The sequence below is a fragment of the Rossellomorea sp. GAMAL-10_SWC genome, assembly GCF_049568075.1.
Taxonomy (GTDB): domain Bacteria; phylum Bacillota; class Bacilli; order Bacillales; family Bacillaceae_G; genus Gottfriedia.
In genome coordinates, this window is record NZ_CP144911.1 from 1,770,207 (window position 1) to 1,791,455 (window position 21,249).

The following is a 21,249-nucleotide window of genomic DNA, read 5'->3' on the forward strand; positions in this document are numbered from 1 at the left end:
GATGTCGATTTTAGCGGAAATCAAAAGCCGAAGAGCGATCCGTGATTATGCGGCTCGAGAGGTCGAGGACGAAAAGATTCACAACTTATTAGAAGCAGCGACATGGGCACCGAATGACCGGATGCGTGAACCATGGAGCTTTTATGTGATTAAAGACGAAGCAAAAAAACGCTATGAAGCGTTGGCCTATGAATATCTACAGGAACGCTTTCCAACCAAACCAAATTTAATCGAAAGCTCCTTAAAGGTACTAAAAACAACACCGGTCCATATTGTTGTTACCGCTGACATCGTTCCAGACGATGAAGAGGCATCTGCCGATAATGAATATGCCGTATGCTGTGCGATCCATTCGATGTGGCTTTCCGCCAAAGAATTGGGATTAGGTCTGGTCTGGCGGACAAGGGGAGTCGGACTTGTTCGTGACCAACGAATGTATGAGTTTATTGGCTCACCCGAAAACAAGAAAATCATCGGGAATTTGTTTATCGGTTATCCCGATCTAGAAGTATTAAAAAAGGCGAAGGTGCCGGCTCGGACATCCTTTGAAGAAAAGACAGTCTGGTTGTAAAGAGGAGTGAAGCGTATGGAAGAGGTAACTGAAAACAAAGCAAAGCGCGGTCTTACTTTAGTTTACACCGGTGATGGAAAAGGGAAAACGACGTCAGCCCTTGGCCTCGCAGTTCGTGCCGCAGGCCGGGGAAATCGGGTGCTTATGATTCAATTTATTAAATCGCCTGAACGAACGTATGGGGAAAAAATTACGTTCAAAAAATTAGGGATTGAAATCGTGCAGACAGGAATCGGCTTTACGTGGACGAAAACACCAGAGGAACATCGAGCAGCTCTAAAAACCGCGTGGTCTTTTACAAAAGAAAAGGTCCAGTTTGGCGGCTATGATGTTGTCATTTTAGATGAACTAAATAATGCGCTCGCGATTGATAAATTCCCGATAGACGATGTCCTTCCGTTAACAGAAGTAATTGAGTTGATTCTGCAGCGCCCTAAGGGGATGCATTTGGTGATTACCGGACGGTCGGCCAAAGATGAAATCATCGCTTGTGCGGATTTAGTAACCGAAATGAAGCCCGTTAAGCATTATTATAACGAAGGAATTCCTGCGGTGAAGGGAATTGAGTTTTAATGGTCTATCTTGAAAAATTTGGACATGGTGGCGATTTACTAACGGCCAAACAATTGTTTGGTAAAGATGCATCGCAGCTGTTAGATTTCAGTGCGAATATCAATCCACTCGGTCCACCTGCTAGTGTAATTGAGTTGATAAAGGAGCAACTGGAGTCGATCGTCCATTATCCCGATCCCGCCCATCGTGTTCTTAAACAAAAGCTGGCGGAAAAACACTCCGTTTCACCAGAACAGATTTTAATAGGAAATGGAGCAGCAGAGTGTATCGCCCTTGCAATTTTAGGATTACAGCCTGAAACAGTGGGGGTTGTATATCCTTGCTTCTCTGAATACGAAGAGCTTGCTAGAGCTTATGGTGCTACTATCAATTCATTGGTCGGCAGGGCAGAAAATGATTTTAAGCCTGATCAATCGGAATTACTTCAATTAATAGCGAAAACCGATCTTGTATTTGTCGGACATCCCAACAATCCCACTGGTGTAACATATTCAAAGGAAGAACTTGTCGAGATGGCAGAACAGGCAAAGAAGACAAATACATATTTGATTATAGACGAGGCATTTATTGATTTTCTTCCGATCGAAACACGAATCACGCTGCTTGATGATTTGCAACGTTGGAAACAGGTAATCCTGGTTCGCTCGATGACAAAGTTCTATGCGATCCCTGGTCTCCGGCTGGGGTATATGGTGGCCGATCCAACCCTGATAGTAAAGCTTCAGGCAAAACAAGTAACTTGGAGTGTCAACCAAATGGCACTATTGGTTGGTGAAGCGGTCCTAAACGAAAAGGTATACGAGGGAGCAACGATTTCCCTAATTCAGGAGCAAAGAAGCTTTGTTAAACTAGCCATTGAAGAAAAGCTTGGGTGGAAGGTTTTTCCCGGTCAAGCCAATTTTCTGTTAGTTAGGATAACAGCTGGCATAACGGCGGCTGAATTACAGTGGCGCATGGGTCGTAAAGGAATCTTAATACGCGCCTGTAACATGTATCCGGGGCTAACGGATCAGGATTTTCGGATTGCGATTCGAACTGAAGAAGAAAATCAATGCTTGATCCAATCCTTAATTGAAGTAAGTAAAGAGGTGAAACCATCATGACCTTAACCTATGTCACTGGAGGAATTCGCTCCGGGAAGAGTGAATTTGCGGAACGCTTGGCTTTCAGTCATGCAGGTAGAGTCCTTTATGTTGCGTTTGGAGTTCAAGCAGATCAAGAAATGGTGAAAAGAATTGATAGCCATATGAAGCGGCGCCCTAGTGAATGGGATTTATTAGAAGAACCGAACGAACTAACTTCTGTTCAAAACGTCTATCAAGGTTACGATGTTATTTTAGTTGATTGTATTTCTTCGTGGCTGTCCAATCATTGTATGTGGTTAACAGATCAGGAACTCAAGGAAGAAAACAAGAAAACCAGTTTAATAGAGGAAGTGGATCTTTGGATTAAGGTGATAAAAGAAAATCATCAGCATGTGATTGTCGTTTCTAATGAGGTAGGTCTAGGTGGTGTCGCGTTATCTTCGTTGGGGCGTTTTTTTCAGGATGTTCTAGGAAAAATCAATCAATTATTGGCAGCAGAAGCAGATGAAGCTTATACAGTCTTTTCCGGTCTGCCATTAAGGCTGAAATAATGAAGGCGTTCCTAGCAGACCTGATGTTCCTCACTAGCATACCCGTTCCGAAGATAGAGGTTTCAAATACCGATTGGAAAAAAAAGCCCCTTTATTTTCCGTTGATCAGTTTGTTGATTGGCGGCTTGTTATGGTTGGCTGTGACCGGAGTTGGAAGGTTGTTTCTAACTCCGGTCAGTGCATTTTTAATTGTTCTCGTCTGGATATGGATCACAGGTGGTTTACATATCGATGGCTGGATGGATTTAGCGGATGGATTTGGCAGCAATCGAAGCCGTGAGCAAATGCTAAAAAATTATAAAGGATAGCCGCGTGGGTACGATGGGTGTTATTGCTGCGATCTGTTTAATTGCAGAAAAAATAGTTGCGGTGTATGAAGTAGTTAAACTTCGTGAGCAGTTGATCCTTGTATTAAGTCCATGGATGGCGCGATTTTTGCTGATTTGTGCAATCAAATTCTGGCCGTATCGAAACGAGGTAGGACTTGGATCCGGTCTATCAGCCTTTTTATCGTACCGTATTATGTTGATCCATCTGGTTTTGATTTTAGGTATTAGCTATTTGGGAACAGGATTAAACCTTAGACACGGAAAAGCTATGGTGATGGATTGGTATGACCAAACGAAGTTGTTAACGATATCAAATTAGTGATAAAAGTGAGGAGAAAAAGGTGCAGCCATTTCGCAAACAGAATCAGTATACATCGAGAATATGGCCGGAAATAACGATAGTGAAAAAAAAGGACCATCTCTTATTTCAGTTCCCACGGAGATTGGCTGCTTTCAGTAGTGCCGTTCATGGTGGGGGCTTCCAACAGGTCAGCCATTTTGTCAATTGGCAGGTCCCATTGGATTATGACTCCAATGACCCCATTCTACTAATGAAACAAAAAATCATCGAATGGGAATACCCGTTGGAACAGACCGCAGGATTACAAACAGCAGCTAAAATTCATTGTGCTTCCATCCAAGAGGACTATGGTGATGAGTTTCGGATTGTTTGTTGTGTCACCGCAGGTGTAGGAAATCGAGAAAGGGCAGGAAGAAAGCGGAAGACCTTTTCAGCTTACCAATGCGGAACGATTAACACCTTTTTGTTTATTGATGGCCGACTGACAGAGGCTGCGATGATTAACGGGATTATCACCGCAACGGAGGCAAAGGCCACAGCGATGCAAGATTTACAAATAAAAGTGGATTCTGGAGAGTTTGCGACTGGAACGACCACAGATTCAGTTGTCTTGGCTACCAGTCAAGCAGACGATCTTCCAACCCATCTTTTTGCGGGTACCGCCACTACCATTGGGAATACGATTGGCTGCCTTGTTTATGAGGCCACATGTGAAGCAGTAAGGAATCAGGAGGGCTGAGAATTCGATGTTAGTTCATGCCATTTATATTGTTATTGCTTATCTTATTGATCGAATAATTGGTGACCCCCGTAAGCTGCTACATCCGGTGGTCATCATTGGGAAGTCTATTAGTCGTTTGGAAAAAGCGATTCGTTTTTTCATTGTAAAGGAAAGGTATTTGAAACTGGCAGGACTCTTATTTCCTATATTGATTGCTGGCGGCAGCTATTTAATCATTGCTTTGCTGCTTTTTTGGCTCAATCAAGTGAATCACGTTCTTGCTGTCATTGCGGAAATCTGGATAATTTCAACGACCATCGCGACAAAAGGATTGGCTGATGCAGGGTTGGAAGTATTCCGACACTTGAAAAATCAGGATTTAAGGGCTGCACGAAAAAGTCTGGGAATGATTGTCGGAAGAGATACAGAAAACCTTGAGGAAAGTGAAATTTCGCGTGGGGCAGTGGAAACCGTAGCCGAAAACATTGTCGATGCCATTATATCACCGTTATGCTTTGCCCTTATCGGGGGTGCCCCGCTTGCAATGTTGTACCGAGCGGTTAATACGTTAGATTCGATGGTAGGATATAAAAATGAAAAATATCAAAACTTAGGCTGGGCCTCGGCTCGACTAGACGATCTATTAAACTATTTTCCTGCCCGGTTAACGATTGGAATGATGCTACTTGCTTGTTCGATTAAACGTCTCGATATACAAGGCGCTTGGAAAATGATGAAACGGGATGCTAAACTTCATCCGAGTCCAAATAGCGGATACCCAGAAGCGACAATTGCAGGTGCACTTCAGATCCAACTTGGAGGAACGAATTATTATTTCGGTAAAGTCTCTGAACGGGCAAAGATGGGCGAACCATTACGGAAGATCAAAGCAGATGATATTTTACATACAGTAACGATTATGAAAACTACCTCCATTATCTGTGTCGTATTATTTATGGTACTTTCGATATTAGTGGAGCTTTCCATGAAGTAAGAGGATAGGAGCCTGTACAATGAAACTAGGAAGAGGAAGCTGCAATGGCACATTTGGAGAATTGGTCCAAGGTATCATGGAAGAGCGTCCGTTTTTAATCACTTTGCCTATCCAGTGTTTACGAAGTGAGGCTAGATTTGTTCCTGACACAGCCGTTTCCCAGATAAGGGTCGTAAATTCAAAAATGAAAGCGAAGAAAGCGGGTGAATCGTTACTCGAACTTGTGGGGATAAGAAAAGGTGGGTATCTTGAAATACATTCCAATATCCCTCCCGGCAAGGGGATGGCTAGCAGTTCTGCGGATATTGTTGCTTCATTAAGAGCAATTGCTGACAGCTATAGTATTCCGCTCACAAATGAAATGATCTCGATGATTGCCGCAAAAGTGGAACCTACCGACGGGGTAATGTATGAGGAAGTCGTGGTCTATGAATATATTCACGGTCAGCTGATTGCAAGCTTTGGGACCTTACCTCCATTCATCCTCGTTGGTATCGATCTTGGTGGTATGATCAACACAATAGAATTTAATGAAGTTCCGAAAGTGTACAGCCAGGACGATCAACAGCAATTTATTAAAGCTTTTGATCTGGTTACAAAAGGGTTTAAGGAAAAAAATATAACTTATATTGGTGAGGCAGCAACCCTCAGCGCAAGGGTGAATCAAAAAATATTGCCTAAGCCTGTTTTTCCTCTATTAGATCAGTTAGCCGATCACTATCAGGGCGGAATCGTTGTCGCCCACAGTGGAACGGTCGCGGGTATTTTACTAGATGGAAATCTTCCAAATAGTGAATTGGTGGTTTCACACTTAATTAGGGAAATGTCACTCGCTTACAAGGGTGTACCTATAAATTTATTTCATTATGAAAGCAAGGAATAGATAATGATTTGAAATATTCACAAAGTTTGATTTCAAAAGGGGGTTAACATGTTTAGTCAAGAGGCACGAGAATTGATTTACGATGTCATTTATAAAAGGAGAGATGTCCGCACTTTTCTCCCGGATCCGGTAAGTCCTGAGGTGATTCAACGTGTTCTTCAAGCGGCCCATCATGCGCCATCCGTAGGGTTTATGCAACCCTGGAATTTTATAATCGTTTCTTCAGACGAAATAAAAGAACGATTGGCCTGGGCGGCAGAAAAGGAACGAAAAGCATTGGCCATCCACTATGAGGATGAACGAAAAACAAAATTTTTAGAACTGAAAGTTGAGGGCATCAAACAGGCACCTTTAATCATTTGTGTCACCTGTGATTCCACACGTGGGGGCTCCCATGTATTAGGAAGAAACTCGATCCCGGAAACGGATATTCTATCGGTAGCCTGTGCAATCCAAAACATGTGGCTTACGTCATATGTAGAGGGATTAGCGATGGGATGGGTAAGTTTTTATAAGAAAAATGATATCAGGGATATCTTGCAGATTCCGCCTCATATTGATCCAATCGCCTTAATTTCGATTGGATACACCAATGAATATCCATCCGCCCCCATTCTAGAGCAAGCGAATTGGGAGAAAAGAAGAACTCTTCAGAATCTAATATTTTTTGAAGAATGGGGAAATCAGGAAAAAATTTAAAAGTTGAGGAATTAAGGGAATGTTCCTGCCAAAGATGTTGTAAGAAACAACGAATCCCTTTTTTGTGATACTGATTGGTGGGAACGGTTAGTCAAACATTGATTTAGGCGATTGATGTAGGTAATACGGCCAGTTTTATGCCAATTGTATTAGGAATCATCTTTATGCTTGGGGTGATGATTACAGACACCCTAGTTTGTCGACTATTTGCAGGGCCTCAAAGAACCTCAATCTGTCAAAGTTTAGGATAGATTTTTTATGTTGCAACTGTTTATAAAAGGGAGGAATTTTTAAATGGAAACTTTATCACTGTTTTTACTTGTTTTTGTATTGGGGCTTCGGCATGGTTTGGATGCTGATCATCTTGCCTTTATTGATGGACAAACCCGTTATAATTGGAGAATGGGCAGTTCGTTTGCACGTTGGGTGGGGACATTATTTTCATTGGGTCACGGAGGAATGGTAGCATTAACAGCAGGTATTCTAGGAATGGTGATAGAGAATTTTTCATTCCCAACTTATTTTGATAATATTGCATCATGGGTGTCGATTTTTTCTTTATTCCTTATTGGAACGTTAAATACATATAATCTGTTACGCACTAGAAACAATCACGAAGAGTTTCAACTTAGCGGACTAAAGGGAAAATTTATTCCAAAAATTGCGAAGGGGACTACAAATCCTTTTCTTATTATTTTAGTAGGGGCCTTGTTTGCCTTGGCTGCAGAGACAGTAAGTCAAACTGCCGTCTGGTCTTTGGCGGCAGGAAATGTAAGTGAATATACCCCTATATTTTTAGGGCTAGTTTTTATGTTTGGGATGATGATTACGGATACAATTGATTCGATGATTATCTTTAAAATGGCGAACCAGTCCAGCAAAATCGGTCAAGTTGCTTCAAGACTAATGGGTTGGGTGATTGTAGTCTTGGCATACGGGGTTTCCTTCTATCTGGCATTTACTTTTTTTAACCCTTGGGCAGAAATAGATTTCGAAATCGTGGGAGTCATTCTTTTCATTTTCTTAGTCGCATCATTTATCTTTATAAGCATTTACTCCAAAAAACAGAATCACGAAATAAATACTACGAATTAATTATATAAGCTCTGACAATTTTATAGTGTCAGAGCTCTTTTATTCTCGATATTAATCGTCCATAAAATTGGCTAAATATGAATTTATTGGGATGAGATTATGGAGATGTACTGTGAAATTGTAGCATATGGAACGACTATAATTAGAAGTACACTTCTTTTAGGTAAGATAAAAGCATAAAAAAAATTCAAATTTTAAAAATTCCAATACATTGTGTGCGTAGACCTCTCAAAATTAAATTGCTATACTTAAATTCATTAGGTGATAAAGTAATTTAAGAGAATCCAATTATACTAAGATGTTATTTTGATGGGTCATAAAAGTTATAATTGTGAACGTCCATTGCTCTTATCAGATATTTTTTGAAATAATTGTTATATTACAATCTAACGGACAAAATGGCTGACATAAATTAGTGAGTTGTTTGTATAGTGTTGTAATAGCAATACTTTTAGGAGGTCCATTTACATGAGGAACAATTTAAGTGAAAATGTAGCATATGGAACGGCTGTAGTAGTCGAGAGAATATAATGGAAGCATTTATTTTCGGTTTTTATGGTATCCAAATTTTATTTTTCATTATTTGTTTATTGCTGGGTTATTTTATATACGATAAACGATTTAATCGAAATCATGGAAACCAAATACCAGAAGGATTTCAACGAACTAGCGAAGTTAATATTGATCCTGTAACAGGGGAGAAAACAAGAGTTTATTATAATCCAGATACAGGTGAACGATTTTATAAAAAAGAAAAGTAATATTTTAAAAACGCCCTTTTGGGGCGTTTCAGACTGTTGACAAACGCTCGCTTTCTTCGTTGCTTCGCCTGCCTGCGGTGCTCATTACCGTCTAAGGTAACTCCACTCCTCATCAGACTTCACGCCTCGAAAGACAAGCGCTTTCAATCAGTCTGAAAATCTAGTTTTTTGTACTTTGTCTACACACTGAAACGCCCTTTTGGGGCGTTTTTTTATGGAAATCAAGTTTATTTGGTAGTTGTGTTAATCAATTCAAGCATATCATCAAAATCAAAAGGAGATTTCGATTTTACGGTCTCTGCAAATTGAGATACAAGCTTTAATGTTTCAATGCTTTCGATTGGATGGTGGCCAGCAGCACTTTCAGCGGATAACATGACGGCATTGGTCCCATCCATCACAGCTTGAAATACATCAGTTACTTCAGCTCTTGTTGGAAGTGAATTATCTACCATTGATTGTAGCATTTGAGTTGCTGTGATCACATAAGTCCCATTTGAATTACACTCATGAATCATTGCTCTTTGTAAGAGAGGAATCCATTGATAAGGTAGTTCAACACCTAAATCACCACGTGCTATCATAATTGCATCTGTTTCTTTATTAATTTCTTGGAAATTTTTTATTGCTTCAATCGTTTCAATTTTTGCGATTAATTGGGGTGTTTTATTACTCTTTGAATTCATAAAACTTCTGATTTCTTGTAAATGCGATGCACGTCGAATAAATGAGCATGCAATATAATCTAAACCTTCTTCCAAAATGAATTCGATGTCTTTTCGGTCTTTTTCAGTAATAGCAGGTAAACTTGTAACGACTCCAGGTAAATTAACCCCTTTATGTGAAGAAATTTCGCCACCAGTTTTCACAGAAGTGACAATCTTATTTTGTTCTATATTTTCAACGTATAACTCCACTGCACCATCATTAATTAAAATACGATCTCCTTGTTTCACATCATTTATTAACCCTTTATAATCAACACTTGCTTGATTACGATCACCTGTAATTTCATCAATTACGAGTGTAAAAGTTTGATTAGGCTCAAGATTTATTTTTTCCCCTTCAATTTTTCCTAATCGAATTTTTGGACCTTGGAGGTCTCCTAAAATCTTAATTTCTTTTCCTGTTTCTTTTCTAATTGATTTTATTAGTTCAATTACATTGTGATGACTTTCATGTGTTCCGTGTGAAAAATTTAGTCTTGCGATTGTCATGCCATGCTCAATCAATTCAGACAGTATTTTTTTATCAAAACTAGCTGGTCCAATCGTACAAATTCGATCGATTGTCATTTGATATCGCCTCCCATTTACTGGAATTATTATACCCAAGATAAAGTAGAAGAATCTAAATAATTTATGAAGTGTTAATTAAAGAGGAATATCTCAAATAATCTACATTACCAAAATTTGACATTTTCCTACGTTTTATAGAAGGAATTCATGTAGCTTTTGTAGAACAATACTAATCGATAGAAATTTAGATGAGGTGAATCTACTAGTGATTAAACAAGATGAATTAAAAGTTGTAATTGGAGCAGGTGAATATAACAATAATCCAACATGGATTCAAACTCAGGAAGAAGAACTTAATTTATTAGTTAAGTCAACTTGGGAATATAAATTTGAGAAAAGTTCTATTACAGCAATATTAGCTGAACATGTTTGGGAACACCTTACATATGATGAAGGTTTAGAAGCTGCTAAAATTTGTTATGATTATTTAAAACCATTGGGCTATATTCGTTGTGCAGTACCAGATGGATTTTTTCAAGACGAAACCTATCAAAGTATTGTTAAAGTTGGTGGACCAGGACCAATAGATCATCCTGCTGCAAGCCATAAAATTGTATATAACTATAAAACACTAGTTAACATGTTTGAAACTGCGGGTTTTGAAGTAAAACTACTAGAATATTGTGATGAAGAAGGAAATTTTCATTTTAAAGAATGGGATGGCAAAGATGGTGTTATTTTCCGTTCAAAAAAATATGATCCTAGAAATCACGGGGAAAAAGTGCTTTTTCCTTCTATCATTGTAGATGCAGTAAAGCGATAATTTTACAAAGAAATCTTCTTAAGTACAAAGAACTGAAGCTTCACTTCAGTTCTTTTAAATTGATTTAATTAGTAAATCATTCTTTCTCGGATTTCTTTCGTTATTCGTTCGATTTGACCTTGAAACATCATAGATGGAATGAAAATAGATTCTTCAGGATGGTTAATGACTAGATAAGCACTATGTGAGGGTGTTTCTTTATAGCGATATTGTAAATTAACACGTGTAATATGATGAGCGGGTATCGTTCGCTTGAAACCCCAATGTTCGTATGTAACACCGTGATCGTTTATTCTAATAACCATACTGCGAGTATAGCCAATATAAGCTAGAAAGATTAAGCATACCATTGTCATGATCATATATGACTTAATCGTATTTGGAAATCCATGCCTTTGTACATAAAAGATGAAAGTAATCATACAAATCGTAAACAAGATTGCAACTAAAAAATTTGAAAGCCTACCACTACTTCTAAATTCCACTTTTGATACACCTCTTTCATATTAATATAGTTTCGACTAAAAACTTTTAATATTAACATTAGGTTGATCTCTTTTAATATGAATTAATAAACATTCTTATTATGGAGTGTTATCCACTCTAATAGAAGTAGTACACAAATAATCCTAAAATAAAGAATACAAGTGTAAGGAGTATATGATGAAAATACAATCTCAGAAATTTACGATAAATGGCCTTCAATATATTATTAGACATGCAGTACTATTTGACGCTAATCAATTATCTAGTTTGAGAGTACAGATTGACGGGGAGACAGAAAATCTAGACCGAGAAGCAGGAGAAGCATTTATTGATCCAAAAGGCTTTGAACAATTAATTATCTCTGATACAGAAACGATTAATAATTTATTTTTAGTAGCTGAAGTTGAAGAGAAAATAATAGGTTTTTCTAGATGTGAAGGTAATCAATTAAAAAGACTTTCTCATAAAGTAGAGTTTGGGGTTTGCGTCTTAAAAGAATTTTGGGGATACGGAATCGGTAAAAATCTTTTAACACGATCAATTTCTTGGGCAGATGCTAATGATCTTCATAAAATGAATTTGAGTGTTTTAGAAACAAATGAAAAAGCAATTAAACTTTATAAAAAGTTAGGCTTTGAAGTTGAAGGTGTTTTAAAAAACGATAAGGTACTTTCTGATGGAAGATTTTATAATACAATATTAATGGGTAGATTTAATAAATGAATGTTTACCAAAAAAGAGTCTATTAAATGGCTTTTTTTTGTAAATATTTGATAAATTAAATTGATTTCTATGCATTATAAGAGAGGTCATTAAAAAATACATTTTTAATATTATAAATTGAATTTTCTGAAAAATCTAGTGTTTTATTCCCTAACTAGGTGAGTAGGGAGCAAAAAAAGCTGCAAAATGAGGAATTATACGCAAAATTTTTGTCTAAAAAAATACTAAATTATTTTTTAATTGATGACTTGACCGAATTTATAAAGAAAAATATAAAATTAAAGAATTAGCAATAGAAGATTTCTTAGAATTAAAAGAGGATCCATATGTAGATTTTCCAACTATATTCAAGTGTTATCAAATCGATGATGAAGCTGTTTTAAATAATTTATATAGTGATGAAGAAAAGGAATCACAACAAGTGAACAGATGTCGGATATCTTGTGATCCCAGTATTAGACTCAAAAAAACGAACATACTCAGAAGTAGAGTTTTAATATGGTGTTGGAGTTGGAGGAGAACAATGGAAGGAAATAATATCACTTAAAGCAACTGAATAATGATTCCATCTTCCTCCAAAAAACCTGTAGCCATAAACTCTTGATTCCCCTACAGTCTTCAAAAAAAACCAGAAATTATCGTTGTTTCTAAGCCACAAATACGTGAATCGATTCAAACAATTTTGAATACCCCAGGTACTTGGGGCATAGGGTGGTATTTGTCTTAAATATTCCATAATTATAAGTTCACTCCTTTTGAACATTAGCCTAATAACCAGTTTATGCCCTTGGTCAATACTTGGTCTAGGTATATGCCTAGTTACTTTCCTATATGAAATTGTTTAAGTATTAGGCAATTATTTTTGGAGATCGATATCTCTAATCCAAAGGTGATTGAAAACAGTTTAAAATGGATACATTATACTGCCGCAATAAGTGATGACTTTCTTATTTGGATCAAGCTCTCCAACTTTTCTAAATATTTCTCGTAGCTTAAAAATAGTGTAGCTGACTAAGACGGTTCAATGAATGATTGAATGAACAAAAGATCTATCATTAAAACTAGAAACTAATTAAGAATATGTTAAAAATCCTGATATACCTATTTGAACGCTTGCTCAAACTTTCATTGATAGATAATTATGTCTATGCAGGTAGTGGAATCGGAAGAGCAAGCAGTTTGAAACTTGCTAGTAACGGTGCAACAGTTGTACTAGTAGATTTCAATCAGGAAACAGGAGAAGAAACGTTAAAACTTGTAAAAGAACAAGGTGGTGAAGGCATCTTTATCCAGGCTGATGTCTCGAAAACTGAAGAGGTGCTAAATTATGTAAATAAAGCAGTCGAAACATATGGACGTATTGATATATTTTTCAACAATGCAGGTGTTATCCAAAAGTTTGCACCTTTCACTTCAGTAGAAGAATCCGAATTTGACCGCATTATGTCTATCAACGTAAAAGGGGTTTTCCTTGGAATGAAATATGTATTAAAAGTGATGGAGGAGCAAGGAAGTGGCTCTATTATTAATACTGCTTCTACTGCGGGGGTTCGTCCTGAACACAGTGTAGCTTTATATTCTGCAAGCAAACATGCGGTTATAGGCCTAACTAAGGGTGTTGCATTAGAATACGCGAAAAAAGGAATTCGCATAAATGCACTCTGTCCAGGAGGTGTGAAAACAGCATTAACAACAAGTGTTGAAGCTCAGTTTGCAAAAGGTGGATACGTTCCAGAAGAGGTTTCCAATATGAGAATGGGTCGTTATGCTGATCCAAAAGAACTTGCTGAAATGGTTGCTTACTTAGCATCAGATAAAGCAAGCTATATGACTGGTTCAGTTGTTCTTGTAGATGGAGGACTTACTTTATAGTCAATAAAAACATCGAGTGGTATTCTTTCCATTTAAAAATTAGGGGCAGTCAAGACTGTCCCTAATTTTTTAAAAATATCTCATAGAACATTACTTATTGATTGATGTTGCATATTTGAAAAAAAGCGTGGTTTATGATTTGTATAGTAACTAGAAATTAAATCAGAAATAGAACTAGATAATATATTATTTAATGCCAAATCTTCTTTTATGGGAGATAATCAATAAAATTGCAAATGCACTTCTTTAGAATTAGCAAATGGATAAAGTTCATGTAATTAATTATCATCTACATGGACTTCAAAAGCGTAATAAATTTTTTTAAACTTTGAGATTGCTGCTTTCTTTTTTTGGTAATAAAGTCTATCTTAGTTGTTTCATATAGCTCTTTAAATTGGATTGTTTGTATTTCTTTTCGACTATTTGCAATATCTGCGGGTATTATACTGATACCAAGTCCGTCATGAACTGCTTGAATAATAGATTCAAGAGAATCTAACTCTATGATATTCGGATTATAAAAATTACTTTCTTTAGAAAAAGCTAGGATTTTATTTCTGTATATACAATTTGTATCACTATTTACAATTAAAGTTTGATTATTTTTCTTTTCAAATTGATTCTGTTTAGGTGAGATAAGTACGATTTTCTCAAAATAACTATAAATAGTTTCGAACTGTGTGTTATTATGTGTTTCATTTATAAAAGCACCATCAAGTTGTCCAAAGGAAAGCATTTCTTGTAACTTTTCATTATCACACGTTCTTACTTTTACATCAATATTTTTATGTTCTTTCAAAAAAGAAGAAAATAGCTGAGGAATTCTAACTGCAGAAATCGTTTGGGGAGCACCTATTGTTAAAGATTCCCTCCATTTTTTAGGATTAATTAATGATTTTGCTTCATCCATTAAAAGTACAATTTGATTTGTATATTCCAATAAAACCTTACCCTCCTCAGTCAAAGTTACTCCTCTATTATTACGCATAAATAATTTAACGCCTAATTCAACTTCTAAACTCTTAATTCGCTGACTGACATTTGGTTGTACATAGCCTAATTTTTCAGCGGCTTTCGAAACTGATTGTAACTCTGCAACATGTTTAAAAATCCACAAATCTTGACTTTCCAATAAATATCATTCCTCTCCTAGATATCATTTAAAATGATACCTATATCATTATTAAATATTATACTCTTCAAATCATTAAAAATATAATAGAGAATATTAAATCAAACAAAGTGAGGTTGATTTTGAATGATATTAAGTGAAAAAGTTGTCTTAGTTACTGGCGGTGGCACTGGTGTAGGAAGAGCGACGGCATTTGAGCTAACAGCTAAAGGTGCAAAAGTTGTTATTAATTATAATCGATCTGAAAAAGAAGCTTTCGAAGTTGTCGATGAGATAAAACAGAGAGGAGGAACAGCAATCGCCTTAAAAGCGAATGTGGCGAATGAAAAAGAAGTAAATGATTTATTTTCCGACATTATTACAACTTTTGGGAAGATAGATGGTTTAGTAAATAATGCGAGTATTACAGCCCAGATAGCAATGAATGATTTAGACGCCGTAACAGAAGAGGTATGGGATTCCCTTTTTAGCGTAAATGTGAAAGGTATGTTTCATTGTATCAAAGCTGTCGTCCCATATATGAAGAAGCAACAATCAGGTGCAATCGTTAATATGGGTAGTGTGGCAGGAATGACCGGAATAGGCTCATCAATCCCCTATGCAGCTACAAAATCAGCAATTCATACAATGACAAGATCATTAGCTATCGCACTAGCACCGTATATCAGAGTAAATTGCATATCACCTGGCGCAGTTGATACAAGATGGTGGTCTGGTAATGAAGAAAAGATGTTTCAACTTGCTGGCAATTTACCATTAAAGAAAATTTCAACACCGGATGAAATTGCAGAAGCTATTCTTTTTCAACTGACAAATGAATCGATCACAGGCCAAGTATTTACAATTGATAATGGTCAAACACTTTAAACCTCATGTTAATATCAGCTTACTAATAAAAAAATTTAGGCATTCTCAATTAAAACTTGGGAATGTAATGGAGTAAATATTATCATTAAAATCATTAAGCGTTAGCACTATAAAATGGTTTCGTATCAGTCTTTCATCTTATTTAACTAAAAATATAGGTTAGTTGATTCTTGAACAACAACGGTTGCTTATAAAAATATATTAATGTTTAGATAAATGTAAATATTTCCAATATTACGAGGAAAGGATGCTTAATATGAATAAGTATACAATTCAGTATGGTTTAGCAGGTAACTTACCCTATTTTCAACTTTAGCTAGTTGGTATGAAGGGAGTGCAATTTTAGATAAACCTTGGGAGTGGCAGTTTTCAACTCCATTTTCACATCTTATGAACGGACGAGTACAAAATATAGGTGAAATTTCACAAATTGACTACTTCTTTTATGCAGCAAAATTTAAACCTCTTTACCCAATAATTATGATGTTTAGTTGTTTGTATTTGTTAGTATTAATTGGTTTTTTGTTCTTTAAACAACAAACAAATTTTTTAGCGAGTTATTTATTTCTATTAGGCATAAGTCAATTTGCGCTTAGTTATTTAATTAATAAATCTGAATCGTCAAGTGCTCAAGTACTTGAAAAAATATTGATAATTGGTGCGATGTTTTGTACATTAACCTCAATAGGAATATATCTTAGAATAATAAAATATATACGCGTGAACTTATTTTAATATAAAAGTCTGATTCTTTGTTTTTTAGATTAGGCATAGCTTCAATGAGATATAGCTTCATAATTGTGTTGTTGTTTGATTTGATTTCTGGATGTTCATAGATTACCTATGATGACGAAAAAAATAAAAATAAAGTGCACACTAAAAATCCACTGAAACAATTGAACATATAAATTATACTAATAAGCTCTAGTGTGATTTAAACCCATATTATTTAATGCAGTCGTTATCAAAGAAATTATCCCTATAATTCATGCTAATTTAATCTATTACTTTTTACAATTGAAAATAAAAACCGTTTTTCACGCATTTTTCAAGTATAATGAATCGTATTCAATTTATGAATATGATTTTTTTTAGGGAGAATTCTATACATATATCGAAAAAAACAAAAACGAGGTTAAGAAATGACAAAAAGAAGTTATGCGGATTATCATCTAAGTGATGAAATTAAAAGAGCACTTGCTGTATTAAAATATGAAGCTCCAACTGAAGTTCAGAGTCAAGTTATACCATTGGCAATGGAAAATCAAGATTTAGTCGTAAAATCTCAAACAGGAAGCGGCAAAACGGCAGCTTATAGTATTCCTGTTTGCGAAATGATCGAATGGGAAGAAAAGAAACCACAGGCTTTAATTCTAACTCCAACTAGAGAGCTTGCAGCTCAAGTCCGTGAAGATATTACGAATATTGGAAGATTTAAAAGGATAAAAGCGGTGGCCGTATATGGTAAAGAAACGTTTACTAAACAAAAGATAGAATTGGAACAAAAAACACATGTAGTAGTTGGTACACCTGGTAGGGTTATGGACCATCTTGAACGAGAAACCATCGATCTAGATCAAATAAAATATCTTATCATCGATGAAGCTGATGAAATGCTTAATAGAGGTTTTATCGATGAGGTAGAAGCTATCATCAACCAGCTGCCATTAAACCGGGTAACGATGGTTTTTTCTGCAACCTTACCTAAAGATGTTGAAAATCTCTGCCATGAATATATGAAAGATCCTGTTCATGTTGAGATTGAATCAACTGGTGTAACAGCCGATACAATTGAACATTTTTTAATAGAAGTGAAAGAGGAAGATAAGATTTCACTCCTAAAAGACGTCACGGTTGTAGAAAACCCTGATAGCTGCCTAATTTTTTGCCGAACGAAAGAAAATGTTGATTCTGTGTATAGTGAACTGGAAAAAGCTAATTATTCATGTGAAAGACTCCATGGAGGACTAGAACAAGAAGACCGATTTGCTGTAATGGAAGGATTTAAAATAGGGAACTTCCGCTATCTAGTAGCAACCGATGTAGCAGCCAGAGGTATTGATATTGATAATGTAACGTTAGTCATCAATTATGACGTTCCTATGGAAAAAGAGAGCTATGTGCACCGTACTGGAAGAACCGGCCGTGCCGGCAATAAAGGAAAAGCAATTACGTTTTCGACACAGTTTGAAGGAAAGTTCGTTAAAGCGATTGAAAATTACATCGGCTTTGAGATACCTACAATTGAGGCGCCAAGTCATCAGGAGGTTGTTAGTCAAAAAGCAATCTTCGAAGAAAAACTTAACAGCAGGCGAGTAGTAAGAAATAATAAAACAGCTCGAATTAATCAAGGTATTATGAAACTTCACTTCAGCGGCGGAAAAAAGAAGAAAATTCGTGCTGTTGATTTTGTTGGAACAATCGCAAAAATCCCTGGAGTCACAGTAGATGATATAGGCATTATATCTATTCATGACCAGATGTCTTATGTTGATATACTAAATGGTAAAGGATCACTAGTTTTACAAGCCATGGAGAATGCGACGATTAAAGGAAAAAAATTAAAAGTGAGTAAAGCAATTAAATAAAGAAGTATAAGTAATAGCGTAAAGTGAAAAGTTGTCAAACATTTAGATTTAAATATTATCCAATTCTCACATGCTATAGAAACATTAGAAAAAAAAAGTCGATTTTCGCAAAAACGGAAATCGACTTTTTTTGTATATTTGAAACTTACTCTTAGACTTTTAATAAAAATCTATTTATTTTACAAACAAGCTTCTAATGCTAGTTTCATCATTTTATCGAATGAAGTTTGTCTTGCTTCAGCACTAATCTCTTCATGAGTAACTAAAGAATCTGAAATAGTAAGTAAACAAGCTGCTTTCTTTCCTAAGACTTTTGCATTATGGAAAAGTGCAAAGCTTTCCATTTCTGTACATATACAATTATGCTCATTATAAAATTGAACAAAATTTGGAACTGAACTTTCATAATAAAAAACATCACTAGAATGAATTCTGCCTTTAACGATAGGAGTATTGATCTGCTTTGCAGTTTCTTCAATTTTGTTTGTTAGTGTTTCACAAGGATACTGTACGTCACCTTCTACGCCTGCTTGAGTCTTTGCAAATGTAGATTGACTCCAAGCACTTTCTACAAGCACAATATCGTGAATGTTTAGTTTATCTGTATAAGCTCCTGCACTTCCAACTCGGATAATATTTTCTACATCATAAAATTTATATAATTCGTATGAATAAATTCCTATACTTGGCATGCCCATACCAGATCCCATTACTGATATTTGTTTTCCTTTATAAGTTCCTGTATAGCCAAACATATTACGTACTGTATTAAATTGCTCTGGGTTTTCTAGATATGTTTCTGCAATATATTTTGCACGTAATGGATCTCCTGGCATTAAGACTGTTTTTGCAATTTCTCCTGATTTGGCTGTATTATGTGGCGTTGTCATATTAATTTCTCTCCATTTCTATTCTAAAAATTTATTTAACTAATTCATACAACTTATATTCTTACTCATTTCACATGTTAATATTTCTTAACGTTATCATCCTTTCCTAATATGTTTCCGTTTACAAAATAAAACAAAACAACATATTCAAAATAATGATAAATTAATACTACGAAGTATAGTTGTATAATTAGTTGTCTATTTCACTTCAATTAAATTATATTTCAACAAAATAGATAAATCAATAGCAACTTAAACGCACTTAGGTATTTAAAAATGATCAAGTTTGCTTTCCCACTTTTAATAGACAAGTTTGCGAATAATTCATAACTCGATATAATAATGATAAGGAGTGTTGTTATGTCCGTTGAAAATAAAAAAAAATTACCTCTATACGTAGGGGTTTATGAAAAATTATTTAAATTAATTAATGAGGGAGTCTATCCGATTGGAAGTAAGCTTCCTTCTGAACCAGAACTTTCTAAGATGATGAATGTTAGCAGAATGACCTTAAGACAAGGATTGGGTTTACTAAAAGAGGACGGCTATATTGAAACAATCCATGGACAAGGTAACTTCATAAAGCAAAATGTGAATTTAAGAAGTGTTGGCTTAGAAAAAATAGATAATTCAATTTATCAATGCTGTACAGAAACAATCGATGATGTAGATGCGTATTTAGAAGTTAGTTTTTCGGATGATTATGAATATGTTAAAAAGATTTTTAATAAAGATTCAGCAGTGATGATCAGGTTTAATCGGTGGTACAAATCTAAAAATAAAATTGTCGCCCATGCTTATACAATGTTCCCAAGTGAGACAGCTTCCCTATATCAAATGAACCTAGGCGATCAGCAGGGTGTACTAAAAATACTTGAAGAAGATATTTATAATTTAATACATTCATCAACAATTGAAATAAAGTTTACAGAGTCAGTCCTTCCTTCTTCAAACCATGAATTACGTTCAACGAATAATTTATTCGTTTTACTAATTGAAAACCTATATGATTCAATGGGGAATATCGTACTTAAAAATAAGATTTATATCCCAATCGAACTAAGTTCAATAAAAATAAATCGAATAAACAAATAGTTGAATTAGAGTTTATGTAAAAATGGAGAAATGCTAAAAAGAGGAAATATTTCAGTTTTTCTCTTGAAAATTATAATTACATAAGATCTTGTACTTCCAATCAATTGTGAATCAAATTATGAACATTTCAGCAAACTATATTATATTTAATTGATTTTAAAGGAGAGCAATATGATTAAACTTGTATTAATCAGACACGGGCAAAGTAAATGGAATGTTGAAAATCGGTTCACAGGTTGGACAGATGTTGATTTAACGAAGAGCGGACTTTCGGAGGCAAGAGAAGCTGGTATCATTTTAAGAAAAAACGGATTTTCATTTGATGTTGCCTATACATCAGTTCTTAAAAGAGCAATTCGTACATTATGGATTATATTAAATGAGATTGATATGATGTGGATTCCTGTTTATAAAACATGGAGATTAAATGAACGACATTACGGTTCACTTCAGGGGCTAAATAAATCTGAAACAGCTCAAAAATATGGTGAAGAACAGGTTAATATTTGGCGAAGATCGATGAATGTTAGACCACCTGCTCTAAAACAGGATGACCCAAGATATGAAATAAATGAACCTCGTTATAAAAACTTGTTAAAAGATGAATTTCCACTAACTGAAAATCTGGAGGATACAGAAAAAAGAGTATTAACATATTGGGAAGAAGAAATTGCACCAGCTTTGAAAGAAGGTAAAAAAGTTATTATATCTGCACATGGAAATACGTTGAGGGGGATCGTGCAATATTTAGATCAAGTCTCAGCTGACGGAATTGCTTCACTTAATATTCCAACAAGTATTCCTTTAGTTTATGAATTAACTGAAGAACTAAAGCCTATTCGACATTACTATTTAGGTATGGATGGAGAACTTCCACCCGATGTAATCCCAAAACATATCCCTAGTGAATTACTTGACCAATTTGATGATGATCATCCAAATATAACAATACAAGATGAGTAAAATAAAAAA

The 21,249-nt window shown here is 35.5% G+C and carries 23 protein-coding genes and 1 pseudogene; 20 read left to right on the plus strand and 4 right to left on the minus strand.

Translation table 11 applies throughout. The features are described from left to right. Position 1 precedes the first annotated feature (1 nt). The 12 genes from V5E38_RS08635 (at position 2) to V5E38_RS08690 (ending at position 8,563) form a co-directional block, all read left to right on the plus strand. Positions 2 to 571 carry a nitroreductase family protein gene (locus V5E38_RS08635; RefSeq protein WP_499212946.1) on the plus strand — a complete coding sequence of 190 codons (570 nt, stop codon included), beginning with the start codon at positions 2 to 4 and terminating at the stop codon, positions 569 to 571. A gap of 15 nt (positions 572 to 586) precedes the next feature. Next, positions 587 to 1,144, plus strand: a complete 558-nt coding sequence (locus tag V5E38_RS08640; protein ID WP_499212947.1) for a cob(I)yrinic acid a,c-diamide adenosyltransferase — start codon at positions 587 to 589, stop codon at positions 1,142 to 1,144. Beyond that, complete coding sequence (cobD, locus tag V5E38_RS08645) at positions 1,144 to 2,247, plus strand: pyridoxal phosphate-dependent aminotransferase (RefSeq protein WP_499212948.1); 1,104 nt, start codon at positions 1,144 to 1,146, stop codon at positions 2,245 to 2,247. The genes V5E38_RS08640 and cobD overlap by 1 nt, the downstream gene beginning before the upstream one ends. Beyond that, complete coding sequence (gene cobU / locus V5E38_RS08650) at positions 2,244 to 2,780, plus strand: bifunctional adenosylcobinamide kinase/adenosylcobinamide-phosphate guanylyltransferase (RefSeq protein WP_499212949.1); 537 nt, start codon at positions 2,244 to 2,246, stop codon at positions 2,778 to 2,780. Before cobD ends, cobU begins: the two co-directional genes overlap by 4 nt. Continuing rightward, a complete protein-coding gene (locus tag V5E38_RS08655) occupies positions 2,780 to 3,088 on the plus strand; it encodes an adenosylcobinamide-GDP ribazoletransferase (protein ID WP_499212950.1) in 309 nt (102 codons plus the stop codon). Before cobU ends, V5E38_RS08655 begins: the two co-directional genes overlap by 1 nt. A 13-nt stretch (positions 3,089 to 3,101) precedes the next feature. Next, positions 3,102 to 3,428 carry an adenosylcobinamide-GDP ribazoletransferase gene (locus tag V5E38_RS08660; RefSeq protein WP_499213544.1) on the plus strand — a complete coding sequence of 109 codons (327 nt, stop codon included), beginning with the start codon at positions 3,102 to 3,104 and terminating at the stop codon, positions 3,426 to 3,428. Positions 3,429 to 3,450: 22 nt separating this feature from the next. Beyond that, complete coding sequence (locus V5E38_RS08665; RefSeq protein WP_499212951.1) at positions 3,451 to 4,149, plus strand: adenosylcobinamide amidohydrolase; 699 nt, start codon at positions 3,451 to 3,453, stop codon at positions 4,147 to 4,149. A 7-nt stretch (positions 4,150 to 4,156) separates the two neighbouring features. After that, complete coding sequence (gene cbiB, locus V5E38_RS08670) at positions 4,157 to 5,125, plus strand: cobalamin biosynthesis protein CobD/CbiB (protein WP_499212952.1); 969 nt, start codon at positions 4,157 to 4,159, stop codon at positions 5,123 to 5,125. 19 nt (positions 5,126 to 5,144) lie between these two features. Beyond that, positions 5,145 to 6,008 carry a GHMP family kinase ATP-binding protein gene (locus V5E38_RS08675; protein ID WP_499212953.1) on the plus strand — a complete coding sequence of 288 codons (864 nt, stop codon included), beginning with the start codon at positions 5,145 to 5,147 and terminating at the stop codon, positions 6,006 to 6,008. A 48-nt stretch (positions 6,009 to 6,056) separates the two neighbouring features. Further along, entirely contained in the window at positions 6,057 to 6,707 is a 651-nt protein-coding gene (gene bluB / locus V5E38_RS08680; RefSeq protein WP_499212954.1) for a nitroreductase family protein, read from the plus strand. Positions 6,708 to 7,001: 294 nt separating this feature from the next. Next, positions 7,002 to 7,802 carry a HoxN/HupN/NixA family nickel/cobalt transporter gene (locus V5E38_RS08685; protein WP_499212955.1) on the plus strand — a complete coding sequence of 267 codons (801 nt, stop codon included), beginning with the start codon at positions 7,002 to 7,004 and terminating at the stop codon, positions 7,800 to 7,802. A gap of 530 nt (positions 7,803 to 8,332) precedes the next feature. Next, positions 8,333 to 8,563, plus strand: a complete 231-nt coding sequence (locus V5E38_RS08690; RefSeq protein WP_499212956.1) for a hypothetical protein — start codon at positions 8,333 to 8,335, stop codon at positions 8,561 to 8,563. Positions 8,564 to 8,790: 227 nt separating this feature from the next. On the opposite strand, the gene V5E38_RS08695 is transcribed toward V5E38_RS08690, so the two are convergent. Then, positions 8,791 to 9,858, minus strand: coding sequence for a pyruvate kinase (locus V5E38_RS08695; RefSeq protein WP_499212957.1), 1,068 nt, complete (start codon positions 9,856 to 9,858; stop codon positions 8,791 to 8,793). Positions 9,859 to 10,054: 196 nt separating this feature from the next. On the opposite strand from V5E38_RS08695, the gene V5E38_RS08700 reads away from it, so the two are divergent. Further along, complete coding sequence (locus V5E38_RS08700; protein WP_499212958.1) at positions 10,055 to 10,624, plus strand: class I SAM-dependent methyltransferase; 570 nt, start codon at positions 10,055 to 10,057, stop codon at positions 10,622 to 10,624. 68 nt (positions 10,625 to 10,692) lie between these two features. On the opposite strand, the gene V5E38_RS08705 is transcribed toward V5E38_RS08700, so the two are convergent. Beyond that, a complete protein-coding gene (locus V5E38_RS08705) occupies positions 10,693 to 11,109 on the minus strand; it encodes a hypothetical protein (protein WP_499212959.1) in 417 nt (138 codons plus the stop codon). A gap of 178 nt (positions 11,110 to 11,287) precedes the next feature. On the opposite strand from V5E38_RS08705, the gene V5E38_RS08710 reads away from it, so the two are divergent. Both V5E38_RS08710 and V5E38_RS08715 read left to right on the plus strand, forming a co-directional pair. Then, positions 11,288 to 11,833, plus strand: coding sequence for a GNAT family N-acetyltransferase (locus V5E38_RS08710; protein ID WP_499212960.1), 546 nt, complete (start codon positions 11,288 to 11,290; stop codon positions 11,831 to 11,833). Positions 11,834 to 12,946: 1,113 nt separating this feature from the next. Then, on the plus strand, positions 12,947 to 13,705 hold the full coding sequence (locus V5E38_RS08715; protein ID WP_499212961.1) for an SDR family NAD(P)-dependent oxidoreductase: 759 nt from the start codon (positions 12,947 to 12,949) through the stop codon (positions 13,703 to 13,705). A gap of 289 nt (positions 13,706 to 13,994) precedes the next feature. On the opposite strand, the gene V5E38_RS08720 is transcribed toward V5E38_RS08715, so the two are convergent. Continuing rightward, complete coding sequence (locus V5E38_RS08720; RefSeq protein ID WP_499212962.1) at positions 13,995 to 14,837, minus strand: LysR family transcriptional regulator; 843 nt, start codon at positions 14,835 to 14,837, stop codon at positions 13,995 to 13,997. A gap of 126 nt (positions 14,838 to 14,963) precedes the next feature. On the opposite strand from V5E38_RS08720, the gene V5E38_RS08725 reads away from it, so the two are divergent. From V5E38_RS08725 to V5E38_RS08735, 3 genes and pseudogenes are all read left to right on the plus strand, one after another. Continuing rightward, a complete protein-coding gene (locus V5E38_RS08725; protein WP_499212963.1) occupies positions 14,964 to 15,704 on the plus strand; it encodes an SDR family NAD(P)-dependent oxidoreductase in 741 nt (246 codons plus the stop codon). Positions 15,705 to 16,013: 309 nt separating this feature from the next. Beyond that, positions 16,014 to 16,439: pseudogene (locus V5E38_RS08730) on the plus strand (DUF4306 domain-containing protein); the annotation flags it as partial. 407 nt (positions 16,440 to 16,846) lie between these two features. Beyond that, the gene (locus V5E38_RS08735; protein WP_499212964.1) at positions 16,847 to 18,292 is read left to right on the plus strand and encodes a DEAD/DEAH box helicase; all 1,446 of its coding nucleotides are present in this window, start codon (positions 16,847 to 16,849) and stop codon (positions 18,290 to 18,292) included. Positions 18,293 to 18,471: 179 nt separating this feature from the next. Here the strand turns inward: V5E38_RS08735 and deoD are convergent, their stop codons facing one another. After that, a complete protein-coding gene (gene deoD, locus V5E38_RS08740; protein WP_499212965.1) occupies positions 18,472 to 19,182 on the minus strand; it encodes a purine-nucleoside phosphorylase in 711 nt (236 codons plus the stop codon). A gap of 360 nt (positions 19,183 to 19,542) precedes the next feature. On the opposite strand from deoD, the gene V5E38_RS08745 reads away from it, so the two are divergent. Continuing rightward, the gene (locus V5E38_RS08745; protein ID WP_499212966.1) at positions 19,543 to 20,277 is read left to right on the plus strand and encodes a GntR family transcriptional regulator; all 735 of its coding nucleotides are present in this window, start codon (positions 19,543 to 19,545) and stop codon (positions 20,275 to 20,277) included. A 171-nt stretch (positions 20,278 to 20,448) separates the two neighbouring features. Then, positions 20,449 to 21,240 (plus strand): 2,3-diphosphoglycerate-dependent phosphoglycerate mutase, encoded by a 792-nt coding sequence (gene gpmA, locus V5E38_RS08750; protein ID WP_499212967.1) that lies wholly within the window; start codon positions 20,449 to 20,451, stop codon positions 21,238 to 21,240. The last annotated feature ends 9 nt before the right edge of the window (positions 21,241 to 21,249 follow it).

What these genes read in the sequence shown, in the direction of transcription:
- cobD (WP_499212948.1), top strand. Translation starts at nt 1,144, where the DNA reads ATGGTCTATCTTGAAAAATTTGGACATGGTGGCGATTTACTAACGGCC.
- V5E38_RS08640 (WP_499212947.1), top strand. Translation starts at nt 587, where the DNA reads ATGGAAGAGGTAACTGAAAACAAAGCAAAGCGCGGTCTTACTTTAGTT.
- V5E38_RS08735 (WP_499212964.1), top strand. Translation starts at nt 16,847, where the DNA reads ATGACAAAAAGAAGTTATGCGGATTATCATCTAAGTGATGAAATTAAA.
- V5E38_RS08660 (WP_499213544.1), top strand. Translation starts at nt 3,102, where the DNA reads ATGGGTGTTATTGCTGCGATCTGTTTAATTGCAGAAAAAATAGTTGCG.
- V5E38_RS08710 (WP_499212960.1), top strand. Translation starts at nt 11,288, where the DNA reads ATGAAAATACAATCTCAGAAATTTACGATAAATGGCCTTCAATATATT.
- cbiB (WP_499212952.1), top strand. Translation starts at nt 4,157, where the DNA reads ATGTTAGTTCATGCCATTTATATTGTTATTGCTTATCTTATTGATCGA.
- V5E38_RS08725 (WP_499212963.1), top strand. Translation starts at nt 14,964, where the DNA reads ATGATATTAAGTGAAAAAGTTGTCTTAGTTACTGGCGGTGGCACTGGT.
- V5E38_RS08695 (WP_499212957.1), bottom strand. Translation starts at nt 9,858, where the DNA reads ATGACAATCGATCGAATTTGTACGATTGGACCAGCTAGTTTTGATAAA.
- V5E38_RS08635 (WP_499212946.1), top strand. Translation starts at nt 2, where the DNA reads ATGTCGATTTTAGCGGAAATCAAAAGCCGAAGAGCGATCCGTGATTAT.
- deoD (WP_499212965.1), bottom strand. Translation starts at nt 19,182, where the DNA reads ATGACAACGCCACATAATACAGCCAAATCAGGAGAAATTGCAAAAACA.
- V5E38_RS08685 (WP_499212955.1), top strand. Translation starts at nt 7,002, where the DNA reads ATGGAAACTTTATCACTGTTTTTACTTGTTTTTGTATTGGGGCTTCGG.
- cobU (WP_499212949.1), top strand. Translation starts at nt 2,244, where the DNA reads ATGACCTTAACCTATGTCACTGGAGGAATTCGCTCCGGGAAGAGTGAA.
- V5E38_RS08690 (WP_499212956.1), top strand. Translation starts at nt 8,333, where the DNA reads ATGGAAGCATTTATTTTCGGTTTTTATGGTATCCAAATTTTATTTTTC.
- V5E38_RS08745 (WP_499212966.1), top strand. Translation starts at nt 19,543, where the DNA reads ATGTCCGTTGAAAATAAAAAAAAATTACCTCTATACGTAGGGGTTTAT.
- bluB (WP_499212954.1), top strand. Translation starts at nt 6,057, where the DNA reads ATGTTTAGTCAAGAGGCACGAGAATTGATTTACGATGTCATTTATAAA.
- gpmA (WP_499212967.1), top strand. Translation starts at nt 20,449, where the DNA reads ATGATTAAACTTGTATTAATCAGACACGGGCAAAGTAAATGGAATGTT.
- V5E38_RS08655 (WP_499212950.1), top strand. Translation starts at nt 2,780, where the DNA reads ATGAAGGCGTTCCTAGCAGACCTGATGTTCCTCACTAGCATACCCGTT.
- V5E38_RS08675 (WP_499212953.1), top strand. Translation starts at nt 5,145, where the DNA reads ATGAAACTAGGAAGAGGAAGCTGCAATGGCACATTTGGAGAATTGGTC.